23 protein-coding genes are annotated in these 25,762 nt (G+C 71.4%); 12 read left to right on the top strand and 11 right to left on the bottom strand.

Features of this window, described 5'->3' with window-relative positions:
- Window positions 1-27: 27 nt before the first annotated feature.
- Window positions 28-1,524 (bottom strand): LCP family protein, encoded by a 1,497-nt coding sequence (locus tag BIU89_RS08575; RefSeq protein ID WP_071245841.1) that lies wholly within the window; start codon window positions 1,522-1,524, stop codon window positions 28-30.
- 78 nt (window positions 1,525-1,602) lie between these two features.
- On the bottom strand, window positions 1,603-2,955 hold the full coding sequence (locus BIU89_RS08570) for an MFS transporter (RefSeq protein WP_027467178.1): 1,353 nt from the start codon (window positions 2,953-2,955) through the stop codon (window positions 1,603-1,605).
- Window positions 2,956-3,063: 108 nt separating this feature from the next.
- Here BIU89_RS08570 and BIU89_RS08565 point away from each other — a divergent pair, with 108 nt between their 5' ends.
- From BIU89_RS08565 to BIU89_RS08555, 3 genes are read left to right on the top strand one after another with little or no spacing between them, the layout of a single operon-like run.
- Complete coding sequence (locus BIU89_RS08565) at window positions 3,064-5,313, top strand: FAD-dependent oxidoreductase (protein ID WP_071245839.1); 2,250 nt, start codon at window positions 3,064-3,066, stop codon at window positions 5,311-5,313.
- 38 nt (window positions 5,314-5,351) lie between these two features.
- Window positions 5,352-6,779, top strand: a complete 1,428-nt coding sequence (locus BIU89_RS08560; RefSeq protein WP_071245838.1) for a hypothetical protein — start codon at window positions 5,352-5,354, stop codon at window positions 6,777-6,779.
- Between the two features lie 26 nt (window positions 6,780-6,805).
- Complete coding sequence (locus tag BIU89_RS08555) at window positions 6,806-7,582, top strand: IclR family transcriptional regulator (RefSeq protein WP_027467181.1); 777 nt, start codon at window positions 6,806-6,808, stop codon at window positions 7,580-7,582.
- Between the two features lie 97 nt (window positions 7,583-7,679).
- Here the strand turns inward: BIU89_RS08555 and BIU89_RS08550 are convergent, their stop codons facing one another.
- Window positions 7,680-8,330 (bottom strand): GntR family transcriptional regulator, encoded by a 651-nt coding sequence (locus tag BIU89_RS08550; RefSeq protein ID WP_051597115.1) that lies wholly within the window; start codon window positions 8,328-8,330, stop codon window positions 7,680-7,682.
- 12 nt (window positions 8,331-8,342) lie between these two features.
- Complete coding sequence (locus tag BIU89_RS08545) at window positions 8,343-10,457, bottom strand: MMPL family transporter (protein WP_071245836.1); 2,115 nt, start codon at window positions 10,455-10,457, stop codon at window positions 8,343-8,345.
- Between the two features lie 77 nt (window positions 10,458-10,534).
- On the opposite strand from BIU89_RS08545, the gene BIU89_RS08540 reads away from it, so the two are divergent.
- Together BIU89_RS08540 and BIU89_RS08535 are read left to right on the top strand one after the other, a co-directional pair.
- Window positions 10,535-10,942 carry a MarR family winged helix-turn-helix transcriptional regulator gene (locus BIU89_RS08540; protein ID WP_071245834.1) on the top strand — a complete coding sequence of 136 codons (408 nt, stop codon included), beginning with the start codon at window positions 10,535-10,537 and terminating at the stop codon, window positions 10,940-10,942.
- Window positions 10,943-11,017: 75 nt separating this feature from the next.
- Entirely contained in the window at window positions 11,018-12,061 is a 1,044-nt protein-coding gene (locus BIU89_RS08535; RefSeq protein WP_071245832.1) for an LCP family protein, read from the top strand.
- Window positions 12,062-12,143: 82 nt separating this feature from the next.
- Here the strand turns inward: BIU89_RS08535 and BIU89_RS19045 are convergent, their stop codons facing one another.
- The 6 genes from BIU89_RS19045 to BIU89_RS08505 form a co-directional block, all read right to left on the bottom strand.
- Window positions 12,144-12,839, bottom strand: coding sequence for a LysM peptidoglycan-binding domain-containing protein (locus BIU89_RS19045; RefSeq protein WP_071245830.1), 696 nt, complete (start codon window positions 12,837-12,839; stop codon window positions 12,144-12,146).
- 302 nt (window positions 12,840-13,141) lie between these two features.
- A complete protein-coding gene (gene rlmC, locus BIU89_RS08525) occupies window positions 13,142-14,293 on the bottom strand; it encodes a 23S rRNA (uracil(747)-C(5))-methyltransferase RlmC (RefSeq protein WP_071245828.1) in 1,152 nt (383 codons plus the stop codon).
- A gap of 7 nt (window positions 14,294-14,300) precedes the next feature.
- Complete coding sequence (locus BIU89_RS08520) at window positions 14,301-15,167, bottom strand: SMP-30/gluconolactonase/LRE family protein (protein ID WP_071245922.1); 867 nt, start codon at window positions 15,165-15,167, stop codon at window positions 14,301-14,303.
- A gap of 40 nt (window positions 15,168-15,207) precedes the next feature.
- On the bottom strand, window positions 15,208-15,828 hold the full coding sequence (locus tag BIU89_RS08515; RefSeq protein WP_071245826.1) for a DedA family protein: 621 nt from the start codon (window positions 15,826-15,828) through the stop codon (window positions 15,208-15,210).
- Window positions 15,829-15,895: 67 nt separating this feature from the next.
- Window positions 15,896-16,555, bottom strand: coding sequence for a FadR/GntR family transcriptional regulator (locus BIU89_RS08510; protein ID WP_035809653.1), 660 nt, complete (start codon window positions 16,553-16,555; stop codon window positions 15,896-15,898).
- Window positions 16,552-17,274, bottom strand: coding sequence for an SDR family oxidoreductase (locus tag BIU89_RS08505; RefSeq protein WP_071245823.1), 723 nt, complete (start codon window positions 17,272-17,274; stop codon window positions 16,552-16,554). The genes BIU89_RS08510 and BIU89_RS08505 overlap by 4 nt, the downstream gene beginning before the upstream one ends.
- 45 nt (window positions 17,275-17,319) lie before the next feature.
- Between BIU89_RS08505 and BIU89_RS08500 the strand changes: the two genes are divergently transcribed.
- The 7 genes from BIU89_RS08500 (at window position 17,320) to mnhG (ending at window position 24,447) form a co-directional block, all read left to right on the top strand.
- Window positions 17,320-18,072: an SDR family NAD(P)-dependent oxidoreductase gene (locus BIU89_RS08500; protein WP_071245820.1), complete on the top strand. Its 753-nt coding sequence runs from the start codon at window positions 17,320-17,322 to the stop codon at window positions 18,070-18,072.
- Between the two features lie 101 nt (window positions 18,073-18,173).
- Window positions 18,174-21,086, top strand: coding sequence for a Na+/H+ antiporter subunit A (locus tag BIU89_RS08495; RefSeq protein WP_071245818.1), 2,913 nt, complete (start codon window positions 18,174-18,176; stop codon window positions 21,084-21,086).
- Complete coding sequence (locus BIU89_RS08490) at window positions 21,083-21,493, top strand: Na(+)/H(+) antiporter subunit C (RefSeq protein WP_071245816.1); 411 nt, start codon at window positions 21,083-21,085, stop codon at window positions 21,491-21,493. The genes BIU89_RS08495 and BIU89_RS08490 overlap by 4 nt, the downstream gene beginning before the upstream one ends.
- Entirely contained in the window at window positions 21,490-23,181 is a 1,692-nt protein-coding gene (locus BIU89_RS08485; RefSeq protein WP_027467192.1) for a Na+/H+ antiporter subunit D, read from the top strand. Before BIU89_RS08490 ends, BIU89_RS08485 begins: the two co-directional genes overlap by 4 nt.
- Window positions 23,178-23,759, top strand: a complete 582-nt coding sequence (locus tag BIU89_RS08480; protein ID WP_051597117.1) for a Na+/H+ antiporter subunit E — start codon at window positions 23,178-23,180, stop codon at window positions 23,757-23,759. Before BIU89_RS08485 ends, BIU89_RS08480 begins: the two co-directional genes overlap by 4 nt.
- Window positions 23,756-24,094, top strand: a complete 339-nt coding sequence (locus tag BIU89_RS08475; protein ID WP_083404260.1) for a hypothetical protein — start codon at window positions 23,756-23,758, stop codon at window positions 24,092-24,094. Before BIU89_RS08480 ends, BIU89_RS08475 begins: the two co-directional genes overlap by 4 nt.
- Window positions 24,091-24,447, top strand: coding sequence for a monovalent cation/H(+) antiporter subunit G (mnhG, locus tag BIU89_RS08470; protein WP_071245814.1), 357 nt, complete (start codon window positions 24,091-24,093; stop codon window positions 24,445-24,447). Before BIU89_RS08475 ends, mnhG begins: the two co-directional genes overlap by 4 nt.
- A 77-nt stretch (window positions 24,448-24,524) precedes the next feature.
- Here mnhG and BIU89_RS08465 read toward each other — a convergent pair.
- A partial coding sequence (locus BIU89_RS08465) for an MFS transporter (protein ID WP_071245812.1) occupies window positions 24,525-25,762 on the bottom strand: 1,238 nt, incomplete at its 5' end.

Below are 25,762 nucleotides of genomic sequence, written 5' to 3'. Positions count from 1 at the left end.
ACCGACGCCCCGCCTGGCCGGTTCCCATCAGTTGATGCAGGTGCCCTCGGTGCCGTAGTTGTGCACGTCGGTCGACTTCGGCGACGGTTCCTTCGCGGGCTGCTCCGCCGGCTTCGAGCCCGAGCCGGTGTCCGCCGGCGTCGAGGGGGCCGCGCTCGGCTCGGTCGCGACCGGCTTCGCGGTCTTGCCGTCGGTGCCGAGCACCAGTGTGACGCCGGTGACCGTGTTGGTCCGGACGGCGACGGCACCCGGCACGACGGCCGCGACGGCCTTCGCCTGCGACTCCTGGCCGGCCGGGTACTGCACCTGCGTGACCTTCGTGGTGGGCGAGGACCCGGCCGGCGCGACCTGGAAGCCGCGAGCCGTCAGGACCTGACCGGCGGCGGTGGCCGCTCCCTGCACGCCGCTGCCGTTCAGCACGGTGACCGACGTGTTCGCCGGTTGCGCCGGACCGGCAGCGGTGTAGGCCTCGGGCTCACCGACCAGACCCTGCACGAAGGCCGGCAGACCAACGGTGTCCACCTCGACGATGGACAGCGGCGATCCGTTGACGGAGATCGTCGGGGTCCCGAGGGTCGGGATCGTGGCCGACTGGATGTTCGCGGGCCGGAGGTTCGCCATCTGCGACGCGAGGTCGATCAGGTTGGTGTCGGTCTGGATCGATCCCCCGACGGCCTGCAGGATGTTGCCCATCTTCACCGGGTTGAGCAGCGTGCCCGCCGACGTGACCTTCCGGGCCTCCTGGGACAGGAAGTACTGCTGCCGGATGTTGCGGTCCAGGTCACCGTTCGGCAGCCCGTGGCGCTGTCGCACGAAGGACAACGCCTCCTTCGCGTCCAGCGAGGACTTGCCCGCCGGCAGGTTCACCCCGGAGAACGGATCGTTCGCAGCTTGGTTGAGGCACACCTCCACCGGCCCGAGTTCCTTCACGACCTGGTAGAAACCGAGCAGCGAGACCCGGACGTAGTGGTCGATCTGCAGCCCGCTCAGGTTCTCGATGGTCTTGATGAGCATCTTCGCACCGCCGGTGTCCCCACCGCCGTTGAGCGTGCCGTAGTAGAACGCGCTGTTGAGCTTGCCCTTGCCGACGTCCGGGATGTCCACGTACGAGTCGCGGGGGAACGAGATCATCGTCGCCTGGCTGCCGTCGGCGTTGATGTGCAGCACGATCATCGTGTCGGTGTTCGTCGCGCCGCCGTCCTCCTCGGTGCTGAGCTCGGCGAGCTGCTCCGGGGTGGCGTTGTCCGGTCGGTGGTCGTCGCCGACGAGCAGGATGTTCTGCGCCGTGCCGTCGACGTCGTCCTTCTTGTCCTTGCCGCCGGTGATCGCGTTGACGATCGTGACGCCGTCGGACAGCTGGTGGTACGCGTACGCCGCGTACCCGCCGCACAGCAGGAGGGCCATGGTGAGCACGCCCGCCACCGCCGGGAACACGACGCCGGCCCGTCGCTTCTGGCGCCCGTGGCGCGGCGTCGCGGCACCGCGGTGTGCGGGCTCGGTCGTCTGCTCGGGTTCGTTGCTCACCGGGAAACCATAACCGGCGCGCGCACGACGGACATGGGATGCGCCTGGCAGGTCACCCCATGCCCGCTGTCGTGTTCCTCACCGGGCGACGAGGCCCTGCTTGTTCGTCTCACGGGCCCGCAGCACGGTGATCCCCGTGATCGCCGCAGCCGCCATGACGTAGAAGGCGGGCGCGAACGTGTTGCCCGTGGCACTGATGAGCCACGTGGCGAAGTACGGCGTGATGCCACCGAAGAGCGCGACGCTGATGTTGTAGGCGATGCCCATCGACCCGTAGCGGATCGCGGTCGGGAACAGTTCGGCCATCGCCGCGCTGACGGCACCGTCGAACGCCGCCATGAACAGGCCGAGCAGCACCATCGCGGCCGCGGCCGCCCAGAAGTTGCCGGCGTCCATGAGCATCAGCGTCGGGTAGGTCAGCACCAGGAAGCCGGTACAGCCGGCGAGCATGACGGGCTTCCGGCCGATCCGGTCCGACAGCAGGCCGAAGAACGGCACGAGTCCCGCGATCACGAGGAAGCCGATCACGACGACCCCGTACGACACCAGCGGCGAGTACCCGAGGTCGGCCTGCAGGTACGACGGCATGAAGGTCTGCAGGATCCAGTGGCCGACCGCCTTGAGGACGACGAAGCCGATGCAGAACAGCAGGGCCTTCCACCCGGTGCGGAGCGAGCGACGCAACGGGTTCGCCGCGACCTCGCCCTTCGCCTTGAGTGCGCGGAACTCGGGGGTGTCCTCGAGCCGGTTGCGGAGGTACAGGCCGACCAGTCCGAGCGGGACCGCGATGAGGAACAGGACGCGCCACCCCCACGTCTCGAGCGCGTCGTCGCCCGCGAGCGCGGTGAACAGGAACACCAGCCCGCCACCGACGATGAAGGCCGCGAACCCGAAGACGTCGATGAAGCTCGTCACGAAGCCCCGCCGGTTCGAGGGCGCGAACTCGGCCAGGAGCGTCGTCGCGCCGGCACCTTCGCCACCGGCGGCGAAGCCCTGCACGAGCCGGACCAGCACGAGCAGGATCGGTGCGAGCAGCCCGACGCTCTGGTAGGTCGGCAGGATGCCCATCACGGCCGTCGCTCCGCTCGTGATGAGGATGACCGTCGCGAGCGTGGTCTTCCGGCCGACCCGGTCCCCGAGCGAGCCCCAGAACAGCCCGCCGAGCGGGCGCATCACGAAGCCGGCACCGAACACGGCGAACGCGGAGAGCAACGCCACCTGGGGGTCGCCCTGCTTGAAGAAGTACAGCGAGATGACCGTGGCCAGGGTGCCGTAGAGGCCGAAGTCGAACCACTCGACGAAGTGGCCGACGCCCGCGGCGACGATCACCTTCCGCATGCCCTGCCGGCGCGCGTCGTCGCCCAGTGCTGCCTGGACGTCCGGGGGGCCGGCGGCGTCCGCGCTCGTGCGCGTTCGGGTTCCGTCGCTCATGGGGTGACCTCACACTTCGTTGTCGAGAGTTCGTTGACGATAGCACTTGCCGGGCACACTTTGCCACACAGTGGGAAGGCAGCGCCAGAGAGTGATACCGTCACCGCCATGCAGTCCCGTGAACAGCACCACGACGTCGTGGTCGTCGGAGGCGGTCTCGCCGGTGTGTGCGCCGCGGTCGCCGCCGCACGCCTCGGCTCCAGCGTCGCCCTCGTCACCAACCGTCCCGTCCTCGGCGGGAACTCCTCGAGCGAGATCCGGGTGTGGGTGGTCGGGGCGACCGCGCACGGAACCCATCGGTTCGCCCGCGAGACCGGGATCATGGGGGAGCTCTTCCTCGAGAACCAGTACCGGAACCCGCAGGGCAACGCGGTCTACTGGGACCAGGTCGTGCTCGACCTCGTGCGCGCCGAACCGAACGTGCACCTGCACCTCAACACCGACGTGCGCACCGTCACGACCGCCGACGACGACGGCGCCACCCGGATCACCTCCGTCACGGGGTGGACGATGGGGTCCGAGATCGAGACGACCTTCACCGCACCGGTGTTCCTCGACTGCACGGGCGACGGCCTCGTCGGCGCACTCGCCGGGGCGTCGTTCCGGATCGGCCGCGAGGGACGCGCCGAACACGGGGAGGCGTGGGCGCCGGAACAGCCCGACGACGAACTGCTCGGGAGCTCGATCTTCTTCTCGACGCACGACACCGGCCGGCCCGAGAAGTTCGTGCCACCGTCGATCGCCGTCGACCTGAGGACGACACCGATCCTGGCCAACCGGGCCATCAAGACCGGGGACAACGGCTGCAACTACTGGTGGATCGAGTGGGGCGGTGCGCTCGACACCGTCACCGAGAACGAGCGGATCCGCGACGAGCTGTGGGGCGTCGTCTACGGGATCTGGGACCACATCAAGAACTCCGGCGCCTTCGACGCCGAGACCCTCACGCTCGACTGGGTGGGTGCGATCCCCGGCAAACGGGAGTACCGCCGGTTCATCGGCGACCACACGCTCACCCAGCAGGACCTGCTGTCGCAGCGGACCTTCCCCGACGCGGTGGCGTTCGGCGGCTGGTCGATCGACCTGCACCCCGTCGAGGGCGTGTACGCCGAGACCGCCGGCGCGCAGCAGCGGTACACGGACGGCACCTACGACATCCCGTTCCGTTCCCTCTACTCCGCGGACGTCGCGAACCTGCTCTTCGCCGGCCGGAACATCTCCGCGTCGCACGTGGCATTCGGCTCCACGCGGGTGATGGCCACGTGCGCCACCCAAGGCCAGGCCGCCGGCACCGCCGCGCACCTCGTCGCCCGGCACGCCACGACGCCCCGCACGCTCGGCAACGACCACGTCGAGATGCTCCAGCAGACGCTGCTCCGCGAGGACGCCCCGCTCATCGGGGTCCGGGCCGTCGACGGTGCCGACCTGGCCCACCTGGCGACGATCACCGCGAGCAGTGAACTCACCTCGATCGACACCACCCCGTGGGCGACCGCCGACACCTTCGCACTCGATCGCGACGTCGCGATCGTCCTGCCGGCCGACCCGGCGCTCGGCTCCTTCGCGCTCCGGACCGTCGTCGACGACGGCACCGCGGCCGAGCTCACGATCGAGCTCTGGACGACCGGCAAGCCGCAGAACTACGCCCCGATCGAGCACGTCGCCACCCACACCGCTGCGGTGACTGCCGGATCCGGGGAAGCGGTGGTGGACCTCGCGTTCCGTCCCGAGGAGCCGTGCAACGCGGTCGTCGTCGTCCGTCGTGCCCCGGGCGTCCGCCTGGTCCTGACCGACGGGCACCCGTACGGGGTGCTGGCCCTCCGTGCCCGCACGGCCGACGACGAGCAGTTCGACGACCACATCCCCGAGGAGTCCGACCAGCCGGTGACCGACTGGGAAGCGCGCGCCCTGCGCGGACGGTCCTTCGCGTTCACCGCAGCCGGCGCTTCGGACGCGTGGCGGGCCTCCAGGGTGGCCGACGGGTACCAGCGTCCCTTCGGCGGCCCGCACCTGTGGTCGTCCGAGGCCGGCGACGGCCGAGCCGCCCTGACACTCGACTGGACGGAGCCGGTCGACGTGCGCCAGGTGCGGATCGTGTGGAACGACGACGTCGACGCCGACCTCATCAACCTGCACCACCACCGCACCCACTGGGACGCCGTCCCGACGCTCGCCCGTGACTACCGCATCGAGGTGTCCGTCGACGGCTCGTGGCGGCAGCTCGAGACCGTCACGGACAACCGGCACCGGCATCGCGTCCACGACCTCGCCCCGGTGCGGACCGACTCGCTCCGCATCGTCGTGACCGCCACGAACGGGTCGCCGTTCGTCACGGCGAGCGCCGTGAAGGTCTACTGACCCACCTGCAACACCGACAACGATCAAGGGAGATCGCCATGCGCCTGCGCGCACACACCATCGCGACGGTCATCGCGCTGTCACTCGCCGCCGTCGGCACGTCCGGGCCGCACGGCGCGGCTGCGGTCGCGGACACCGCCGCCACCCCGTCAGCGGTCACCGCCGGCACCGCCACGATCCAGCCCAACCCGGGGAACCCCACCTCGCCCGCCGCGACCGCGCACTCCGTCTCGGCGAACGGGACGGCCGTGCCGGTCAGGGCCGAGTCGGTCAGCGGCACCTCGCACGACGTCGCGATGTTCGCCAAGGGGACCGGTACGGCGACCGTCAGCGTCACCATGCCCGGCCTCGCCGCGTCGGCCACACCCGTCGTGACACCACGGACGCTGTCGATCGCGACGACCCGCTCCGGTTCCACCATCACGTTCACGATCCGCGACGCACACCCGCTCGTGATCGAGACGCCCGGCGTTCGCGCGCTGTTCCTCTTCGTCACACCGGCCGAGACGACCGTGCCGTCCGCCGCCGACCCCTCGGTCCGGTACTTCGGCCCGGGCGAGCACGACGCCGGAGTCATCCGCCCGACGTCCGGGCAGACGATCTACCTGGCTCCCGGCGCCCTGGTGCACGGTCGCATCGACGGTGACGGCGTCACCGGCGTGCGGGTGCTCGGCCGTGGGATCCTCGACGCCGGCGATGACACCTCGCGCACCGCGAAGACGATGGCGATCCGGTTCCGCGACAGCTCCGACGTCACGGTCTCCGGCATCGGCGTCCGGAACGCACAGTGGTGGCAGACGCTGTACATCCGGTCGTCGGGCATCCACGTGTCGTGGACGAACCTGATGGGCACGCTCATCAACAACGACGGCATCGACACCGACGGCGTGCAGGACATGGCGGTCGAGCACAACTTCGTGATGAGCGGCGACGACGGGTTCGGCTGGCACGCCCTCGACGCCGCCACGAACGGCGAACCCGAGACCCGCGGGCTGCACGCACTCGACACCACCTTCTGGAACGTCACCGGCGGCAACCCCGTCCGGTTCGGCTCCTCGATGGAGACATCGCTGTTCACCGACATCTCGATCACGCAGTCGTACGTGCTCCGCGCCAAGGAGGTCGCCCTGAAGTTCGACGTGCAGGACTGGGCGACGGTCTCCGACGTCACGGTCGACGGTTTCCACGTGGAGTCGCAGCCGGTCGGGAAGCGAGCGATCGTGCTGCAGGTCCTCAAGGGGCAGTACTCGAACGACACCGGCTACCGCGACGAACGCGGTCGGATCACGGGCATCACGATCCGCGACTTCACCGACGTCACGGCGGACTCGGTGACGCTGTCCGGCTGGGACGCCGCCCACGGGATCTCGGGCGTCGCGTTCCAGGACGTCGTGCTCGGCGGGGTACCGCTGACAGCGGCGCAGGTGCGCTCGAACGCGTTCGTCAGCGGCGTCACGGTGTCCTGATCGCCGTCGCAGACCAGAATGAGGGGATGACGACCACCCCTCCGAACCAGAGCGTCGAGCGCGCCGCGGCGGTCCTCGGCGCGCTCGGTGCTGCTGACGGGCCGATGCGTGCCTCCGACATCGCGCGGGCGATCGGCCTCGGGACGTCGACGACGGGCCGGCTCCTGGCGACGCTCGAGTCGCTCGAGTACGTGCGTCGCGATCCTGATTCGCAGGGGTACTCGGTCGGTCGCGCCGTGCTCGAACTCGCCAGCCAGGGACTCAACCACAACCCGGTGCACCGGGAGAGCCGGGCCGCGGCGCAGGAACTCGCGCACCGGATCGGCCTCACCGCGAACGTCGGGGTGCGCGACGCCGCCTCGTGCATCTACCTCTGCCACTTCGAGGGGTCGCTGGCGCCGAAGTCGCACACGATGATCGGCATGCGACAGCCGCTGCACGCGTCGGCGCTCGGCAAGGCCCTCATGCTCGACCTGTCACAGGTGGACCGGGAGCGGCTCCTCGGTGCGGACCTCGCGCGGTACACCGACCACACCATCACGTCGCACGACGCCCTGACGGCCGACCTGGCCGTCTCGGCGAAGCGCGGCTGGACCGAGGAGAACCAGGAACTCGCGCTCGGGCGGTTCTGCATCGCCGCGCCGATCCGGAACGCCTCGGGGGACACCGCGGCCGCGCTCTCGATCTCCGGACGCCTCACGCAGCTCCGCGACCGTGACCTCGGGTCCCTGGCCGAGGACCTCATCGAGGTCGCGGACCGCATCAGCGTCGGTCTCGGGATGATCAGCGCCGTCGCGCACTGACGGCTCGCCTCGTCGTGTGGTGACGCAGTGACGGCCTGGAGGCGCGTGGCGGAGTCGCCACGGGCCTCCAGGCCGTCTTCTGGTCGCGCTGGTCCCGCTAGTCGCGCGACGGGAGCAGGTGGATCGCCTCCATGGCGAGCTCGGCAGCGATGGGGTCCTTCGCGACGACGGCGTCCTTGAGCTTCGTCAGCTCGGGCAGGATCACGTCGGCCGGCAGGAGCTCCGCGAGCTCCGGAACGCGGAGCTTGAACGAGAGCCCGTCCGTCGTCGAGTTGCAGAGCTGCACGAGCGACGGGTTGCCGCACGCGTCGGCCCACATCGAGTAGATGCCGGCGCCGTCGCGCGCGACCTGGTCCTGCTCGTCGGCGCTCACCCGCGCGTGCACGTCGTCGAGCATCTTCACGATCTTCTTGCGCTGCGCGTCCGTGAACCGGGGCACCGCGAGCCGCACGACACCGCCGTAGATCACGCCGAGGGTGCGGTACGCGTCGAGGAGCTCTTCCTTCGTCGGCGCCGCGACCCGGGTGTAGCGGTTCGGCGCCATCTCGATGAGTCCGGCACGGGCGAGTTCGGCGAGGGCCTCGCGGATCGGCGTCCGGGAGACACCGAGCCAGGCGATCAGGTCGTCGTCGTTGAGCCGTTCCCCGGGCTCGAGCGTGCCGTCCATGATGGCGTCTCGGATCTTGTCCTGCACCGTGTCACGGAGGAGCTTGCGCTCGGCAGCGGGCTGCGTCGAGGGAACTGGCATGGGTCCAGCGTGTCACATGTCAGGGGTCGTGCGCGAGAGGCGCGACGGCCACCAGGCCCGGCGCCCGAGGTCGTAGGCCAGCGCCGGCACGAGCAGCGAACGGACCACGATCGTGTCGAGCAGGACGCCGAACGCGACGACGAACGCGATCTGCACGAGGAACAGGATCGGGATCACGCCGAGGGCGGCGAACGTGGCGGCGAGCACGACGCCCGCCGACGTGATCACCCCGCCGGTGACGCCGAGTCCGCGCAGGACGCCCTCGCGTGGACCGTGCCGCAGCGCTTCCTCGCGCACCCGTGTCATGAGGAAGATGTTGTAGTCCACGCCGAGCGCCACCAGGAACACGAACGAGTACAGCGGCACGCTCGGGTCCGCGCCCGGGAAGTGGAACACGTGGTCGAAGACGAGCGCTCCGACGCCGAGGGCCGCCGCGAAGGACACGATCACGCTGCCGATCAGGACGAGCGGCGCGACGATGCTGCGGAGCAGGAGCATCAGGATCAGCAGGATGACGACGAGCACCACGGGGATGATCACCGTGCGGTCGCGGATCCCGGTGTCGTTCGTGTCGACCGCCGTCGCGGTGACGCCACCGACGATCGCTCCCGGGTCGACCCGTTCGACGGCGGTCCGGAGGTCACGGACGGTCTGCTCGGCGGCGTCCGAGTCTGCGGCGTCGGACAGCGTCGCCTCGAGCAGGACGTCACCGCGGGAGACGGTCGGCGTGCCGCTGCCCGCGGCGTCCCCGGTCACCGGGACGGTGCCGGCGGGGCTGTCCTTCGCTGCGGCGACCACCCCGTCGACCCCGTCCACCGCGGTGATCGCGTCGACGAGCTGGTCGAGGTCGCGCTCCGCGCCGATGACCTGCGCAGGGCTGCCGGAACCGCCCGGGAAGTGGTCGGCCAGCACGTCCTGACCGTCACGGGCCTCGGACGACCCGATGATCAGGTCGCTCTGCGGCACCCCGTCCGCCTTGAGCCCGAACAGGCCGGCGCCCATCGCGAGCAGGCCGACCGTGCAGACGATCCACACCACCCGGGACCGCCGGGCGACGAGCCGGCCGACGCGCGCCCAGATGCCGCGGGCGCCCGGACCCGTGAGCTCGGGGTGGGCGCTGCCGAACGCGGGACGCAGCGGCCAGAACGCCGCACGGCGGAACGCGAGCAGCAGCGCGGGCAGGAGGGTCAGGGCGGCGAGCAGGCTGAACGCGATGCCGATGGCCGCGACCGGGCCGAGCGCCTTGTTCGAGTTGAGGTCGGAGAGCAGCAGGCAGAGCACCCCGACGATCACCGTGCCGCCCGAGGCCAGGATCGGCTCGAGGCTCCCCCGCAGGGCGGCCTTCGTCGCGTCCCAACCGGTGCGGTGGTCGCGCAGCGCCTCGCGGAAGCGCGAGGTGTACAGGAGCGCGTAGTCCGTCGCCGCACCGATCACCAGGATCGACAGGATCCCCTGCACCTGCCCGTTGACCGTCACGATGTCGGCCTTGGCGAGCCACCAGACCACGAGGATCGAGGCGCACAGGGCGAAGGTGGCGGTCCCGAGCACGAGGACGGGCAGCAGGGGTGATCGGTAGACGATGATCAGGATCACGAACACCGCGGCGAGCGCCACCCCGAGCAGCAGTCCGTCGATGCCGGCGAAGGCCTCGGTCAGGTCCGCGGTGAACCCGGCGGGACCGGTGACGGAGCCGCGCACACCGGACGGGAGCGCATCGTCGACGTCGGCGCGGATGGCCTCGACCGCGTCCCCGGTCTCGGCGTCCTGCGTGAGCGTGGCGACGATCTCGACCGCGTCGCCGTCCTCGCTCGGGATCACCGGGCTGACGGCCTCGACGTCGGCGCGGTCGGACAGCGTCGTGGCGAGTGCCTTCGCGTCGGCGAGGTCGGTCGACGTCAGGCCGCCGTCGCGCTCGAGGACGATGATCGCGGGCGCCCCCGACTCGTCGCGGAACTCGGAGGACCGTTCCTGCACCTTCGTGGCGTCGGCCGAGGCCGGCAGGAACGAGGTCTGGTCATTGGTGGAGACCTCGGAGATCTTGCCGAAGAAGGGACCGCCGACGGAGGCGATGCCGAGCCAGACCACGATGACGAGCGCGGGGAGGACGATGCGGAGGAAGCGGGACACGTCGGTGAGCGTACACCGATCGTCAGCATGCTGATTACTTGACGGTCGAGCGCACCTGCCGACCATAGAATCACGACATGCAGGACACGACCGAGCAGTGGCCCCTCGGGCGCCTGCTGTCCGCGGCCGCGCGGGCGGTCGAACGGGACTGGGATGAACGCCTCCGCGCCATCGGGCTCTCGCACGCCGCGGTCGTCGCGATCGACATCCTCATCCGGACCGGACCGACCGGCGCCGACACGATCGCCCGCACGGCCCGTGTCCAGCCGCAGACGATGTCCCGCACCCTCGAGCGGATGGAGCGGGACGGTCTCGTCGAACGCACCCCGCACCCCGCCGATCGTCGGCGCCGTGTGGTCAGCGTGACGCCCGCCGGCCGGTCCGCGTGGGAGACCGCGCGCCACATCGAGCGCGAGGTCCTGCCGGAGGACCCGGCGCTCCGGACGGCACTGGGCGAGCTACTCGCCGGACCGCCGTTCGAGTGACACACTGTTCTTGAAATACCACATGCGATAAGATCCTGTGGTCGGTGCGTGCCGACCTGACCACAGGAGTCCCGCATGTCCGAACGCCGAGCCGCCCGGGCGGCCGCAGCACACCCCCTCCGCGCACCCCGTCGCGGCACGCGGCGACGTCGACCGTTCCTGGTCGCCCTGGTCGCGACGCTCGGCTCGCTCGTCGGTGTCGCCCTGGTCCTCGCCGTCGTGGCGAGCGTCTTCGTCGGCGGACTCGCGCGGAGCTTCGACGCCGGTCGCGACACCATCGCCGACCCGTTCCCGAGCGGTGCGCGGCCGAGCACGTCCAGCGGTGAGAACATCCTGCTCATCGGGTCCGACGCTCGCGCGCAGGGCGGCCCCGAGGGCGCGCGGCCCGAGCTCGGCGGGCGCTCCGACACCCTGATGCTGGCGCACGTCCCCGCCGATCGACAGCACGTGTACCTCATGTCGATCATGCGCGACTCGTGGGTCGAGGTCCCCGGACACGGGCGCGCGAAGATCAACGCGGCCTACTCCTGGGGTGGGGTCGCCCTCACCACCGAGACCGTCGAACAGCTCCTGGACATCCGGATCGACCACGTGGCGGAGATCGACTTCGCCGGGTTCGAGGACATGACCGATGCCCTCGGCGGCGTCACGGTCGACTCCCCCCGGGCGTTCTCGGCACGCGGCCACGACTTCACAGCCGGGGCGAACCGGCTCGACGGGGCCGCAGCACTGGCCTTCGTCCGGGAGCGCTACTCCTTCGTCGACGCCGACCACACCCGCGTCCGCAACCAGCAGGCGTTCATGCGCGGCGTCGTGAACGGGCTGCTGTCCCGTGGCACCGTCACCAACCCCGGGCGCATCCAGGACTTCGTCGCCGCGACGAGTGCGCACCTGTCGGTCGACGCCGGGTTCTCGTTCACTCGGATGGCGGAACTCGGGTGGTCGCTCCGAGCGGTCCGGGCCGACGACCTCGTGACCTTCACCGTGCCGACCGCGGGCTCCGGGACGGCACCGGACGGGCAGTCGATCGTGAACCTGAACGAGCTCGCCGTCGGGTCCCTGTCCCAGGCGCTCCGGTCCGACGACGTGGCGGGCTGGCTCGCCGACAACCCGCAGTAGTCCGGCACCGCGAGGCCGCACGCACGACGACGCCCCACGACTCGAGGTCGTGGGGCGTCGTCGTGTTCGGTCTGCGGAGAGATCAGGCGGGGAGCTGGAGCTCCTGGCCGGCGTAGATCAGGTTCGCGTCGTCGATGGTCGACGTGTTCGCGGCCCAGAGCTGCTTCCAGCCGCCGTCGATCCCGAGCTTCGTCGCGATCGTGTCGAGCGTGTCGCCCGAGGTGATCTTGTACGTCTTGCCGCTCGTCTTGACCGGGGCCGGCTTGCTCGGCGTGGTCGCTGCCGGGGCGGGCGCCGCTTCGGTCGTGCTCGGCTGCGGGGCGGCCTGCTCGGCAGGAGCCGGTGCCGGTGCGGCGGGCTGCGGGGCGGCCTGCTGTGCGGGGGCCGGAGCCGGTGCGGGGGCCGGAGCCGCCGCGGCGGGGGCCGCACCGCTGGTCCCGCTCAGCCCGAGCTGGGCGGAGCAGGCGGGCCATGCGCCCCAGCCCTGCGAGGCGAGGACACGCTCGGCGACGGCGATCTGGGCCTCGCGGCTGGCGGAGGCGGGGTTGCCCGCGCCACCGTTCGCCTGCCAGGTGCCGAGGTTGAACTGCAGGCCGCCGTAGTAGCCGTTGCCGGTGTTGATGGCCCAGTTGCCACCGGACTCGCACTGCGCGAGCTGGTCCCAGGTCGAACCGGACGCTGCGTTCGCGGGGGCTGCCGCGAGGCCGACACCGGTCGCGGCGATGCCGGCGAACGCCAGGCCACCGACGATGGTGCGGGTACGGGAAAGCTTCTTCATGTGATTGCTCCACCGGGGTCACGAGCCGCATCTGCTGCGGAATCCACTGCCCACCCCGACCGATCGCGGTCAGTTGTGGGGGTGCGCCACCGGGGGCAGTGGTCATCGGGCCGGCGGCACCTCGGTCGGCAACCATAGGAAACTCTTGACCGTTATCAAACCGAGACAAACGGTTCTACCCGTGCATGCTATGTACCCCTACCCCGAACCTGAACGTGCGGATCCCCATGGCCATGGTGATCGAGCCGTACCCGGGTACGTGTCCTTGGCAATTCCCTGGCAATGCCGATCGGCGCTCGGGATCAGCCCCGCGTGAGCAGGGTCACGGCCTCGAGGTGACCGGTCTGCGGGAACATGTCGAGCACCCGGGCCCGAAGCAGCCGGAACGACGGCATGCGTGCCAGGTCCTTCGCCAGGGTCACGGGGTTGCAGCTCGAGTACACGACGTGCTGCACGTCCGACTCCTCGAGCCAGGTCGACAGCCGCTCGCCGATCCCGCGACGCGGCGGGTTCACGACGACGAGCTCGGGCACCGCGTCCGGACGGGCCCGGAGTGCGTGCTCGGTCGCGTCGTCAGCGGCGAACCGGAGCCCCTCGAGGCCGGCCTCACGAGCGGACTGCTCGGCGGAGCGGATCGCCTCGGCACTCGTCTCGATGCCGGTCACCACGCGGCCGGGGCGGGCTGCGTGCAGCGCGAACCCGCCGACGCCGCAGTACAGGTCCCACATCGACGCGGGTTCGAGCTCGTCGATCCAGGCCGTCGCCTGCGCGTACAACTCGGTCGCGACACCGGTGTTCGTCTGGAAGAAGCTCTGCGGCCGCAGGTGCATCGTGATCCCGCCGAGCCGCATCGGCAGCGTCTCCTGCTCGGTCAGCACGATCTCGCGGTCGCCTTCGGTGACGGCCTTGTGCTCGGGCAGCAGGTTGACGGTCACCACGACCGCGTTCGGCAGCGCGGCGCGCAGGGCGGCGAGGTGCTGGCGGAGCCGTGGCAGCTGCCCCTCGGAGCGCAGGACGAACCGGATCATCAGCTCGCCGTCGGGCGACTCGGTCACCAGGACGTACTTCAGCTCCCCCCGGCGGGCGGCGACGTCGTACGGGACCAGCCCCGCGGTCGAGACGAACTCGGCGAGCACGGGCAACGCGTGCCGGATGCCGGGCGTGCAGATCCCGCAGTGCCGCAGGTCCACGCCGCGCTGCCGGTGGTCGAGGATCCCGACGGTGGGGTGCTGGACGGATCCGCCCACGACCATCTTCGCCTTGTTCCGGTACCCGGACTCCGGGCTGGTGATCGCGGGCGACCAGGAGACCGCTCCGGGGCCACCGGCAGCCTCGACCGCGTCGTGCAGGAGCTCGCGCGTGCGGAGTTCCTTGTCGAGGACCTGGTCGGCGTAGGGCTGGCCCATGAGCGTGCACGACCGGCACACCCCGCGGTCGAAGTAGTCGCACTGCATGGCCGAGTCAGGATACGGCAGCGTCCCGCGTCGTCGTGGCGATCCGGTACACCGACGTGGTCGCGGTCAGGAACAGGGTCGTGCCGTCGTCGCCGCCGAAGCACAGGTTCGACGTGACCTCCGGCACGGCGACCGCTCCGATCCGGGCTCCCTCGGGGTCGAACACGACGACGCCGTGGTGGGAGGACGACCAGACGTTGCCGTGCACGTCGACCCGGATGCCGTCCGGCGCACCCTCTCCGGGTTCGAGCCGCGCGAACACGCGGCCGTTCTTCAGCAGGTCGCCACGGCGGTCGTAGGCGCGGATGACCGGCTCGTCGCCCGACGAGCTCGCGATGTACAGCACCCGCTCGTCCGGGTCGAACGCCAGGCCGTTCGGCTCGTCCAGGTCGGTCGCCACGGGTCGCAGGTCCTCGCCCTCCGGTCCGCACCGGAACACCCAGTGGTCGCCGTACTCGCGCACACCCGGGTGCCCCTCACGCGGCTGGGTGATGCCGTAGGCCGGGTCCGTGAACCAGACGCCGCCGTCCCGCGCGACCACGACGTCGTTCGGGGAGTTGAAGCGGCCCCCGTCCCACACGTCGACGATCGGCGTGACGACGCCGTCGCGGTCACGCTCGACCCGACGCAGGCCGTGCGAGCACTGCACGACGCTGCCGTCCCGATCGAGCGTGCGGCCGTTGGTGAACTCGACACCGTCCGCGTACACCGAGGCCTCCCCCGAGTCGGCGTGCCACTGCAGGATCCGGTCGCCGGGGATGTCGGACCACCGCAGCGTGCGCGTCGACGGGATCCAGCAGGGCCCCTCGGCCCAGGTGCTGCCGGTGGCGATGCGCTCGAGCGCGTCGCGGTCCGGCACGAGGTCGTCGAACAGCACGGGTTCTCCTTCGAACGGGGTGCCCACCCTACGTTCGTCAGGCCGCGGCCGCCGCCTCGGTGCGTCGTCGCACGGCCTTCTCGATCGCGGAGATCGCCAGCCCGAGCAGGATCGACGCCACGACCGCGAGGGTCGTGACGAGGAACGGCTGCTCGCGACTCCAACGACCGGTGGCCGAGGCGATGCCGACGCAGTACGCCGCCCAGACGACGTCGGCGAGCACGCAGCTGAGCAGGAACCGCCGGAGGTCGAGCCCGCTGTCCGCGCCGACCAGGTTCGTCGTCAACCGGCCCATCGGGATGAAGCGTCCGAGCACCGCGATGCGCCCGGGAGCAGCACGGTAGCGGCCGTCGATGGCGTCCCGGGCCGCGCGGACCTTCGGACGCGAGAACCACGACCTCGAGCCGAGGTCGACGGAACGCGCCAGGTGGTAGAGCCCGAGGTCGCCGAGGATCATGCCGATCGACGCCGCGACGACGAGGAACAGGACCGGCAGGAGACCGCCGTCACCGCCCACCAGGAGCGTGCCGATCGCGACGACGAGTGCCTGGCTGGGCAGGAACACCGCGACGCTGCCCACGGCGAGCACGAGGCCGACCACGAAGAACGCCCACGGGGTGCCGACGAGCTGGACGACCAGGTCCTGTGCTGCGTCCACGACTCACCCTCCACGGGCACCGGAGGGGCGCACCGGGGTCCATCCTCGCAGGTCCGGGGCGCTCCGCTCACGTGCGGTCGACGATCGCCCGCATCGTCGAGGCCGCCTCGTCCGGGCGACCGTCGAGGACGGCATCGGCGAGTGCGAGGTGGAGGCCGACGTCGTGCCGGTCCGGGCGGACGCTCCCGCGTTCGCGCAGCACCTGACCGACCACCTGGTGCAGTCGTCGGTACAGCGCGTTGCCGGACAGGTCGAGCACGAGCGCGTGGAACCGCACGTCCGCGGCCACGAAGTCGGGGCGGTCGTCGCGGGTCGCGGCGGCGGCGAGTTCGTCCGCGGTGGTGCGGAGGGCCTCCCGTCGGTCCGCGAACTCGTCGAGCGCCACCCGCCGGGCTGCTGCGGCAGCGGCGGCGGGCTCGACCGCCGCACGCAGCTCACGGAGCTCGACCGCCACGCGGTCGGCGTCCGGGCCCCGCAGACGCCACCGCACCACGCGCGGGTCGAGGACGTCCCACTCCCGCACGCCGAGCACGGTCACGCCGACCCGCTGCCGCGCGGTGAGCAGGCCGAGGGCGACGAGGACCCGGACGGCCTCGCGCACGATGCTGCGGCTGGCACCCGTCCAGGCCACCAGGTCGTCGATGCTCCGGCGGCTGCCCACGGCGACGGCACCGGAGACGACGGCGGCACCGACCTGGTCGAGGACCCGTTCGAAGGTGCTCGTCACCGCTGCGCGACCGGCGACACCACGAGCTCGTCGATGCGCACGTGCGCCGGCACCCCGAGCACGAAGGCGACCGTCCGCCCCACGTCCTCCGGCTGGAGCATGCGCTGCCGGGCGGCCGCATCGGGGACCTCCGGCCGCTGGTCGAGGAAGTCCGTCGCCACGTCACCCGGGCACAGATGCGTGGCACGGACGCCGTGCTCGGCCTCCTGCTGGTTGAGCGTGCGGACGACCGACGCGAGCGCGGACTTGCTCGCCGAGTACGCGACACCCGCCCCCGGCTGGAAGGACCACCCGGCGTACGACGACACCACGACGACCACGCCGCCGGCCGCGCGGAGTGCCGGCAGCGCGGCGTCCACCAGCGTGACGACGGCGGTGAGGTTCGTGTCCACGATCGCGCGGAAGTCGGTGAGCGACTGGTCGTCCCACCGGCGTCGCGGGGCGTTGAGCCCGGCCGCCAGCACGAGCCCGTCGAGGCGGCCGTGCCGCTCGAGCACGGCGTCCCGCGCGGCGGTGACGGCGTCGGGGTCGTTCGCGTCGAGGGGCAGGACGTGCGCGGTTCCCCCGGCGCCGCGGACGGTGCGCGCGACCTGCTCGAGCCGGTCGGCACGACGTCCGCTGAGCACCACGGTCCAGCCGTCCCGCGCCGCCGCCTCGGCGCTCGCGGCTCCCATGCCGCTGCCCCCACCCGTGACCCAGAGCACACGCTGATCCGTCATGCTCGAATAGTATGCCTATTGAAGCCACTGACGACGGGAGCAACGATGCACCTCGACCTGACCGACCGCGTGGTCGTCGTGACCGGCGCAGCGCGCGGGATCGGCCGCCCCCTCGCCGACCGCTTCGTCAGCGAGGGGTGCCGAGTCGTCGCGCTCGACCTGGCCTTCGAACCGGACTTCCCGCTCGACCACGTCGTGTGCAACGTCGCCGACCCGCAGTCGGTGCACGACGCCGTGGACGAGGTCGTCGGGCGGCACGGCACGATCGACGTGCTGGTCAACAACGCCGGCATCAACGTCACGGGCACCGTCGCCGAACTGGAGTGGGACGCCTGGCGACGCTGCATGGACGTCAACCTCGGCGGCACGTTCCTGATGAGCCAGGCCGTCGCTCCGGTGATGCAGGCGGCCGGACGCGGTCGGATCATCAACGCCGCCTCGTTCGCGGCGATCGTGCCCAGCGTCGGGAGCGCGGCCTACGCGGCGTCGAAGGCCGCCGTCGTCTCCTTCACCCGGGTCCTGGCGTCGGAGCTCGGCCCGTGGGGGATCACCGTGAACGCCTACGCACCGGGCATGGTGCCGACGGCGATGAACGGCTTCGCGACGATGCCGGCCGAGGCGCAGGACCGCCTGCTCGACACGCTGTCGCTTCGCCGGTGGGAGACGCCGGACGACGTCGCCGACCTGCTCGTCTTCGTGGCGAGCGACGCTTCCGGGTACATCACCGGCACCCTGCTCGACGTCTCCGGCGGCAAGCTCGCGACGCAGATCCCCGCCCGAGCGCACGGCCGGACCTGAGCGGACTGCTGTCCGGCCGCTCAGGTTCTCCACATGGCCTCCTCCGTAGGCTGTGAAAGCCCAGTGAGCCGGACTGCAGCCCGACCCCGAGGAGGTGCCCGATGGTCCTCGTCCTCGTCGCGTTCGCGATCGTCGCCCTGATCGTCCCCGCCCTGACCCCCGTCCTCGGCCGCCGCGTCTTCACCGTAGCGGCCCTCGCCCCCGCCGCGGCGGCGGCGCTGACGATCGCCCAGACCGACGCCGCCCTGCACGGCAGCGTCGTCGAACGGCACCGGTGGGTCCCCCAGCTCGACCTCGACGTCGCGCTGCGGATGGACGCCCTGTCGTGGGTGCTCGCACTGGTCGTGTCGATCGTCGGCGCGTTGGTGCTGGTCTACTGCGCCTCGTACTTCGCGCGGGACGAACCCGGGCTCGGTCGGTTCGCCGGGGTCCTGACCGCCTTCGCCGGCTCGATGTACGGCCTCGTGATCGCCGACGACGTGATCGTGCTGTTCGTCCTGTGGGAGGCCACGACGGTCTTCTCCTACCTGCTCATCGGGCACGACGCCGCGAAGCGTGCCAGTCGCGCCGCCGCCATGCAGGCCCTCGTGGTGACCACCGCCGGTGGCCTGGCGATGCTCGCGGGCCTCGTGATGCTCTCGGTCACGGCGGGCACGACCTCGCTGTCCGCGATCGTCGCCGATCCCCCGAGCGGCACGATCGTCTCGGTGTCGGTGGTCCTGGTGCTGCTCGGCGCGCTGACGAAGTCGGCGATCGTGCCGTTCCACTTCTGGCTCCCCGCCGCGATGGCCGCACCCACCCCGGTCAGCGCGTACCTGCACGCCGCCGCGATGGTGAAGGCCGGCATCTACCTGGTGGCCCGGCTCGCCCCGGCGTTCGCGCTGCTCGACGGCTGGCGCGAGACGATCACGCTGCTCGGCGTCGCCGGGATGCTCGTCGGCGGGTACCGGGCACTGCGGCAGACCGACCTCAAGCTCCTGCTCGCCTACGGCACCGTGGCCCAGCTCGGGTTCCTCGTGCTCGCCGCCGGTTGGGGTGCCCCCGCGGTCGCCCTCGGCGGGGTCGCACTCCTCGTGGCCCACGCCGCCTTCAAGTCGACGCTCTTCCTCGTGGTCGGCGCGATCGACCACGTCACGGGCACGCGTGACCTCGACCGGCTCAGCGGACTCGGGCGTGCCCGCCCGTGGCTGGCGGCCGTCGCGGTGCTCGCGCTGGTGTCGATGGCCGGGATCCCACCGACGATCGGGTTCGTCGCGAAGGAAGCCGTGCTGACCGGGTTCACCGAGTCCCTGCACGGCCCCGACGCCGGCTGGGCCTGGTTCGCCCTGATCGGCGTGACCGTCGGTTCGGTGCTGACCGTGGCCTACTCGCTGCGGTTCCTGTGGGGTGCCTTCGCCCGGAAGCCCGGCGTCGCGACCACCGAGCCGCACGCCCTGCACGGCCTCGCCGTCGTGCCCTCGGTGCTCGCGCTGGCCGGGCTCGCACTCGGCCTGTTCACGCCGCTGGTCGCGCACGGCATCGAGCCCGCTGCGACGACCGCGGCGCTCGGCGGACACGAGGTCCCGCACCTCGCGCTCTGGCACGGCCTCGAACCCGCACTCGGCCTGTCCGCGATCACCCTGGTCGGCGGCCTCGCACTGTTCGCCCTGCGCCGCCCGGTCGAGGCACTCCAGCACCGGCTCGCCGGGTTCCCGAGTGCCGCGGGCACGTACCGGCACGGCATGCGACTGCTCGACCGCGGAGCGACCGGACTCACCGCGAGCCTGCAGCGCGGCTCGCTCCCCTACTACCTGACGGTGATCCTGTCGGTCTTCGTCGCCGGGGCGCTCGCCAACCTGGTGCTCGGCGGGCCGTGGGAGTTCCACGTCCGGTTCGCCGACTCCTGGGGCCAGATCCCGGTGATGATCGTGATGTCGATCGCCGGCATCGCGGTGCTCACGGCAAAGACCCGGTTCGCCGCCGCGGTGCTGGTCGGCGTCACCGGCTACGGCCTCTCGGTGCTGTTCGTCCTGCACGGCGCCGTCGACCTCGCCCTGACGCAGCTCGTGGTCGAGACGGTCACCCTGATCGCCTTCGTCCTGGTCCTCCGACGGCTGCCCCCGCGCATCGCCACGACCAACCCGTCGCGGTTCCGGGTCGTGCGGGCGCTCTTCGCCGGTCTGGCGGGGCTGACACTGGCGATCGTCGTCGTCGTGGCCGCCTCCGCCCGCACGGCCCGCCCCCTCTGGCCCGACCTGCCCGCGCTGACGAGCTCGTTCGGGCACGGTCTGAACGTCGTGAACGTCGCCCTCGTCGACCTGCGCGGCTGGGACACCCTCGGTGAGCTCACCGTCGTGGTCGCCGCGGCCACCGGCGTCGCGAGCCTGATCTTCGTGAACTCGCGCGAGGACACCCTGCCGCGACTGCGTGACCTGCCGGAGACCCTGACCGCGAACGGCGAGCGCACCGACGGTGAACCCCGCGCCTGGCTGCCGACGAGCGCCGCGATCCCGACCGGCCGCTCGGCCCTGCTCGACGTGGTCGTCCGACTGCTGTTCCACGGCCTGATCGTGCTGTCGCTCTACCTGCTCTTCGCCGGCCACAACTCGGCCGGCGGCGGGTTCGCCGGGGGCCTGGTCGCCGGCATCGCCCTCGCGGCCCGCTACCTGGCCGGCGGTCCCGCCGAACTCGGTGCAGCGGCCCCGGTGCGTGCCGGTCGCCTGCTCGGTCTGGGGGTCGCGACGGCCGCCGTCACGGCGATCGTGCCGCTGTTCTTCGGTCGCGAAGCCCTGTACTCCGAGTTCTTCGAGGCCACCGTCCCGATCCTCGGACACGTCGAGTTCGTCACCGCCACGTTCTTCGACATCGGCGTGTACCTGGTCGTCGTCGGCCTGGTGCTCGACGTCCTCCGCAGCCTCGGCGCCGAGGTCGACCGGCAGCGCCTCGAGGACGCCTCGACCCCGACCCGCGACACCACCGAGGGGTCCGTCAGCGACGCCCTCGATGCCCCCACCCCGGAAGGGAGCGCCACATGACCGTCACCCTCGTCCTCGTGATCGCCATGGCGGTGCTGTTCTCGTGCGGCGTCTACCTGCTGCTCGAACGCTCCCTGACCCGGATGCTCCTCGGCTTCCTGCTGCTCGGCAACTCGCTCAACCTGCTGCTGCTGGTGATGTCCGGCGCCGCGGGCGACCCGCCGATCGGCAAGAGCGCCGAGGGCATCACCGATCCGCTCCCCCAGGCGTTCGCCCTGACCGCGATCGTGATCACCTTCGCCGTGAGCGCGTTCCTGCTGGCCCTGATCCACCGGTCGTGGCAGCTGTCCCGCGCCGACGAGGTCGAGGTCGACGAGGCCGACGCCGCGATCGGCCGTGACCGTGACGAGCCGGCCGACGAGGACCCGGAGACCACCACCGACGCAGAACAGGAGGCGAACCGATGACCTGGCTCGTCCCGCTCCTCGTCCTCGTCCCGCTGCTCGGTGCCGCGGTCGCGCTCGGACTCCTCCGCCACCAGAAGCTCCAGCGTGCGATCACCGTCGTGGTGCTCGTCGTGGCCCTGGCCGTGGCCGCCACGCTCATGGTCCTGGTCGACCGGCACGGCACGATCGTGGTGCAGGTCGGCGGCTGGGACGCCCCGTACGGCATCTCGCTCGTCGTCGACCGGCTGAGCGCCCTGCTGCTCACCGTCAGTGCGAGCGTCCTGCTGCTCGTCCTGCTGTTCTCGATCGGCCAGGGTCTGGCCGCCGACGACGAGGACGCCCCGGTCACGATCTTCTACCCGACGTACCTGGTGCTCGCCGCCGGCGTGCTCGACTCGTTCATCGCGGGCGACCTGTTCAACCTGTACGTCGCGTTCGAGATGCTGCTGGTGGCGAGCTACGTGCTCATCACGCTGGGCGGCAGCGAACAGCGCGTCCGGGCCGGCACGACGTACATCGTCACGAGCCTGATCGCGTCGGCGATCTTCCTCGCCGCCATCGGTCTGGTCTACGGCGCCACCGGCACGGTGAACATCGCCCAGATCAGCGAGCGCGTCGCCGACCTGCCGGAGCACGTCCAGCTGCTCCTGCACACGATGCTGCTGATCGGGTTCGGCATCAAGGCGGCAGTGTTCCCGCTGGCGTTCTGGCTGCCGGACTCGTACCCGACGGCCCCGGCACCGGTCACCGCGGTCTTCGCGGGCCTGCTGACCAAGGTCGGCATCTACGCGATCATCCGACTCGAGACGGTGATCTTCCCGCGACCACAACTCAACGAGGTGCTGCTCGTCGTCGCCGCACTGACGATGGTGGTCGGGGTGCTCGGCGCGGTGTCGCAGACCGACGTGAAACGGCTGCTGTCCTTCACGCTGATCAGCCACATCGGCTTCATGGTGATGGGCGTCGGACTCGGCACCGTCGCGGGGACGGCGGCAGCGGTGTTCTACACGGTGCACCACATCGTCGTGCAGACCACGCTGTTCCTGGTGTCCGGCCTGATGGAACGCGTCGGCGGGACGACCTCGACCCGGTCGCTCGGCGGACTGCTGAAGGCCGCACCGCTGCTGGCCGCCCTGTACCTGATCCCCGCGTTCAACCTGGGCGGGATCCCGCCGTTCTCCGGCTTCATCGGCAAGCTCGGCCTGTTCCGCGCCGCCGCCGAGGACGGTTCCCCGATGGCGTACGTCACCATCGGCGCCGGCGTCGTCACCTCGCTGCTCACCCTGTACGCGCTCATGCGGGTCTGGGACGCCGCATTCTGGCGGCCGAAGCCGGCGGCCGAGGCCGCCGCCCCGCACGCGACGAGCGCGGAACCGCACGCCCACCTGCGGTCGCCGGAACCGGCTCCCCTCACCGTCTCCGAGGAGACGGGCGAGGCCTACCACCCGGGAGGCTCGGTGACGGTCACCGACGCACCGCACGCAGCCACCGCCTCCAGTCCGACCACCGGCGCGACCGAGGCGGTCGGCGAGGCTCCCGAGAAGGTGCGCCTCCCGCGCATGCTCGTCGGGGTGACGACGATCGCGGTGCTCGGGTCCGTCGCGCTGACCGTCGTCGCCGGCCCGCTCTACGGCTACGCGACCCGCGCAGCGGAGTCGCTGGAGTCGCCCGACCGCTACGTGCAGGCCGTGCTCGGAGGTGAGCGATGACCGACGTCCGCCGCATCTCCAACGCCCGGCGGATCGCGCTGGCGTGGCGCTACGACGTGCCCCTCGTCGCGGGACTCACCGTGCTCTGGGCGCTGCTCTGGGGGTCGTGGACCCCGCTGACGCTGCTGTGCGGCATCGTCGTGGCGCTCCTCGTCACCCAGGCGCTGCCGCTCCCGCCGGTCCCGCTGTCCGCACGGTTCTCGATCGTGCACGTGCTGCGGTTCCTGGTGGTCTGGTCCGGGCTCGTCGTCGTGGCGTCCTTCCGGGTCGCGTGGGTCGCGTTCCGTCCCCGCGGTGTGCGGCGCAGCTCGATCACGCTCGTACAGCTGCACTCCACGTCCGAGATGACCTTCACGCTGGCCACGCTCGCGATCTCGCTCGTGCCCGGCTCGTACGTCGCCGACGTGGACCTGCGGCGCCGTCGCCTGCTGCTCCACGTGCTCGACACCGAGCGCCCGGAGCAGGTCGAGGACGAACGCCGCGTCGCACTCCGGATCGAGGCCATGGTCATCCGCGCACTGGGCTCCAAGCAGGACGTCTCCGAACTGTCCGAGCCGCTGCCGGAGGTGACCCGGTGAGCCCCGCCGTCGTCGTGATGGGCATCGCCGTCGCGCTCGTGCTCGCGCTCCTCGGGGCGACGTTCGCCCTCGCGGTGTTCCGGATCGTGCGCGGCCCGACCATCCTCGACCGCATGATCGGCTCGGACATGGTGCTGACCACCGTGCTCGTGGTGATCGCGGCCGCGATGGTCATCCGCCAGGACCTGACCGGCATCCCCGTGCTCGTGGTGATCTCGGCGACGAGCGTGTTCGCCACGGTCGCCGTGGCCCGGGCCGTCACACCCTCGGCGGACCCGTCCGACGAGGGACTGACCGTCACCACCCCCGAGCGCGCCGAGGAGGACCAGCCGTGATCGAGATCATCGAGTCGTTCGTCGACGACGCCGGCATCCGCGCCTGGATCGCCATCGGGCTGCTGCTCGTCGGGTCGCTGCTGTCGCTCGGCGCCGGGGTCGGCATCGTCCGGTTCCCGGACCCGCTCGTCCGTCTGCACGCGATGGCGAAGCCGCAGGTGCTCGGGCTCGCACTCGCGCTGGCCGCCATCGTCGTCGCGGTGTGGACGTGGACGGCGTTCTGGGTCGTCCTGCCGATCATGGTGTTCCAGCTGTTCCTGGTGCCCGTGTCGACGCACATGATCGCCCGCGCCGGCCTGCGCGCCGACGACTACCGGCACGAGGACCTGCTCGTCGACGACACGGAGTCCTGACGCACCGGTCTGACGGAGCGGAGGCCCGTGGCGGCGTCGCCACGGGCCTCCGCTCCGTCAGGCGCTCCCGTTCGCGCTCAGGCGGTCGCGACCCGACGCGGGAGCAGCAGGTTGAGGACCGCGGCGACCACGACGATCGCGGCGGAGGCCGCCGGCAGCAGCATCGCCGCGGCAGTGCCGTGGTGCTCGGCGACGTCACCGGTGATGGCGGAGGCGATCGACTGGCCGACGATGACGGCGGACCCGAGGATCGTCATCGTGGTGGCGGAGCGGCCGACGGGTGACCGGTCCGAGCCGAGGCTGTACTGGGCGACCAGGGTGGGTCCGATCCCGATGCCCATGACCGCGAGGACGACGCCCGCGGCGACGACGGAGTCGGCGCTGGCGAACGCGACCGCACCGGCGAGGAGCACGACGCCGAAGACGAGCCAGCGCCAGCCGAGGCCGAAGGCCCGGGGGAACGCCGCCGACCCGAGTGCCAGCCCGGCGGACCCGATGCCCATCAGGCCGTAGAGCAGGCCGGCCTGCGAGGCCTCGCCGTGGGTCTCCATGAACGCCGTCAGCGAGGTGAGCGTCGAGCCGAAGAACAGCCCGATGCCGAGGATGCCGACGACCACGACGACGAGCCGCGGACGCAGGAGCTGCCGCGCGGGTGCCTGCGTTGCCTCCGCGTGCTGGCCGACCACGAGCTTGCCGGTCGGGTGCAGCGCGAACGCCGTGACGAACACGAACGTCAGGACCGAGGCGCCGGCGACGGCCACCCACGGGGCGATCGCGCTGGCGAGGATGCCGACCAGGAACGGGCCGATGATGAACACGGTCTCGTCGGCGGCGGACTCGTAGGCCATGGTGCCGCTGAGGGTCTTCTCGCGCCGCGCCGGGGCCATGCGCTGCCGGATGATCGCGACGAGCCGCGTGCGGGACATCGGGGCGACCTGCGGGGCCGAGGCGCCGATGCAGAACGCGACCGCGAGGACGGCGAGGTCGGGCGCGGTGCCGCTGACGACGAACGGGAAGAGCCCGAGCAGCGCCGCGTTCACCAGGCCGACGGGGACGAGCACCGCGCGCTGTCCGAAGCGGTCCGCGGCGGCGCCGACCATCGGGCCGAAGATCGCGGAGCCGATGCCGACGGCGGCGGAGTTGATGCCACCGAGGGCGACGGAGTCACGGGCGGCGACGACCAGGGTCAGGACGCCGACCACCATCATCGCGAACGGGAGCCGGGCGATGAACGCCACGGGGAAGTACCAGCGTCCGGCGAGGGAGACGAGCGAGCGGTCCGGAGCGGGCGGGGCGTCGCCGGTGGCGGGGGTGT

Source organism: Curtobacterium sp. MCBA15_005, from assembly GCF_001864855.1.
GTDB classification, from domain to species: domain Bacteria; phylum Actinomycetota; class Actinomycetes; order Actinomycetales; family Microbacteriaceae; genus Curtobacterium; species Curtobacterium flaccumfaciens.
Note: the sequence above shows the minus strand (reverse complement) of the source record. Positions and strands in the feature narration are given on the sequence as shown.

Coding starts and splice junctions, on each gene's coding strand:
- BIU89_RS08570 (WP_027467178.1), bottom strand. CDS start 2,955: ATGAGCGACGGAACCCGAACGCGCACGAGCGCGGACGCCGCCGGCCCC.
- BIU89_RS08565 (WP_071245839.1), top strand. CDS start 3,064: ATGCAGTCCCGTGAACAGCACCACGACGTCGTGGTCGTCGGAGGCGGT.
- BIU89_RS08560 (WP_071245838.1), top strand. CDS start 5,352: ATGCGCCTGCGCGCACACACCATCGCGACGGTCATCGCGCTGTCACTC.
- BIU89_RS08555 (WP_027467181.1), top strand. CDS start 6,806: ATGACGACCACCCCTCCGAACCAGAGCGTCGAGCGCGCCGCGGCGGTC.
- BIU89_RS08550 (WP_051597115.1), bottom strand. CDS start 8,330: ATGCCAGTTCCCTCGACGCAGCCCGCTGCCGAGCGCAAGCTCCTCCGT.
- BIU89_RS08540 (WP_071245834.1), top strand. CDS start 10,535: ATGCAGGACACGACCGAGCAGTGGCCCCTCGGGCGCCTGCTGTCCGCG.
- BIU89_RS08535 (WP_071245832.1), top strand. CDS start 11,018: ATGTCCGAACGCCGAGCCGCCCGGGCGGCCGCAGCACACCCCCTCCGC.
- BIU89_RS19045 (WP_071245830.1), bottom strand. CDS start 12,839: ATGAAGAAGCTTTCCCGTACCCGCACCATCGTCGGTGGCCTGGCGTTC.
- rlmC (WP_071245828.1), bottom strand. CDS start 14,293: ATGCAGTGCGACTACTTCGACCGCGGGGTGTGCCGGTCGTGCACGCTC.
- BIU89_RS08505 (WP_071245823.1), bottom strand. CDS start 17,274: ATGACGGATCAGCGTGTGCTCTGGGTCACGGGTGGGGGCAGCGGCATG.
- BIU89_RS08500 (WP_071245820.1), top strand. CDS start 17,320: ATGCACCTCGACCTGACCGACCGCGTGGTCGTCGTGACCGGCGCAGCG.
- BIU89_RS08495 (WP_071245818.1), top strand. CDS start 18,174: ATGGTCCTCGTCCTCGTCGCGTTCGCGATCGTCGCCCTGATCGTCCCC.
- BIU89_RS08490 (WP_071245816.1), top strand. CDS start 21,083: ATGACCGTCACCCTCGTCCTCGTGATCGCCATGGCGGTGCTGTTCTCG.
- BIU89_RS08485 (WP_027467192.1), top strand. CDS start 21,490: ATGACCTGGCTCGTCCCGCTCCTCGTCCTCGTCCCGCTGCTCGGTGCC.
- BIU89_RS08480 (WP_051597117.1), top strand. CDS start 23,178: ATGACCGACGTCCGCCGCATCTCCAACGCCCGGCGGATCGCGCTGGCG.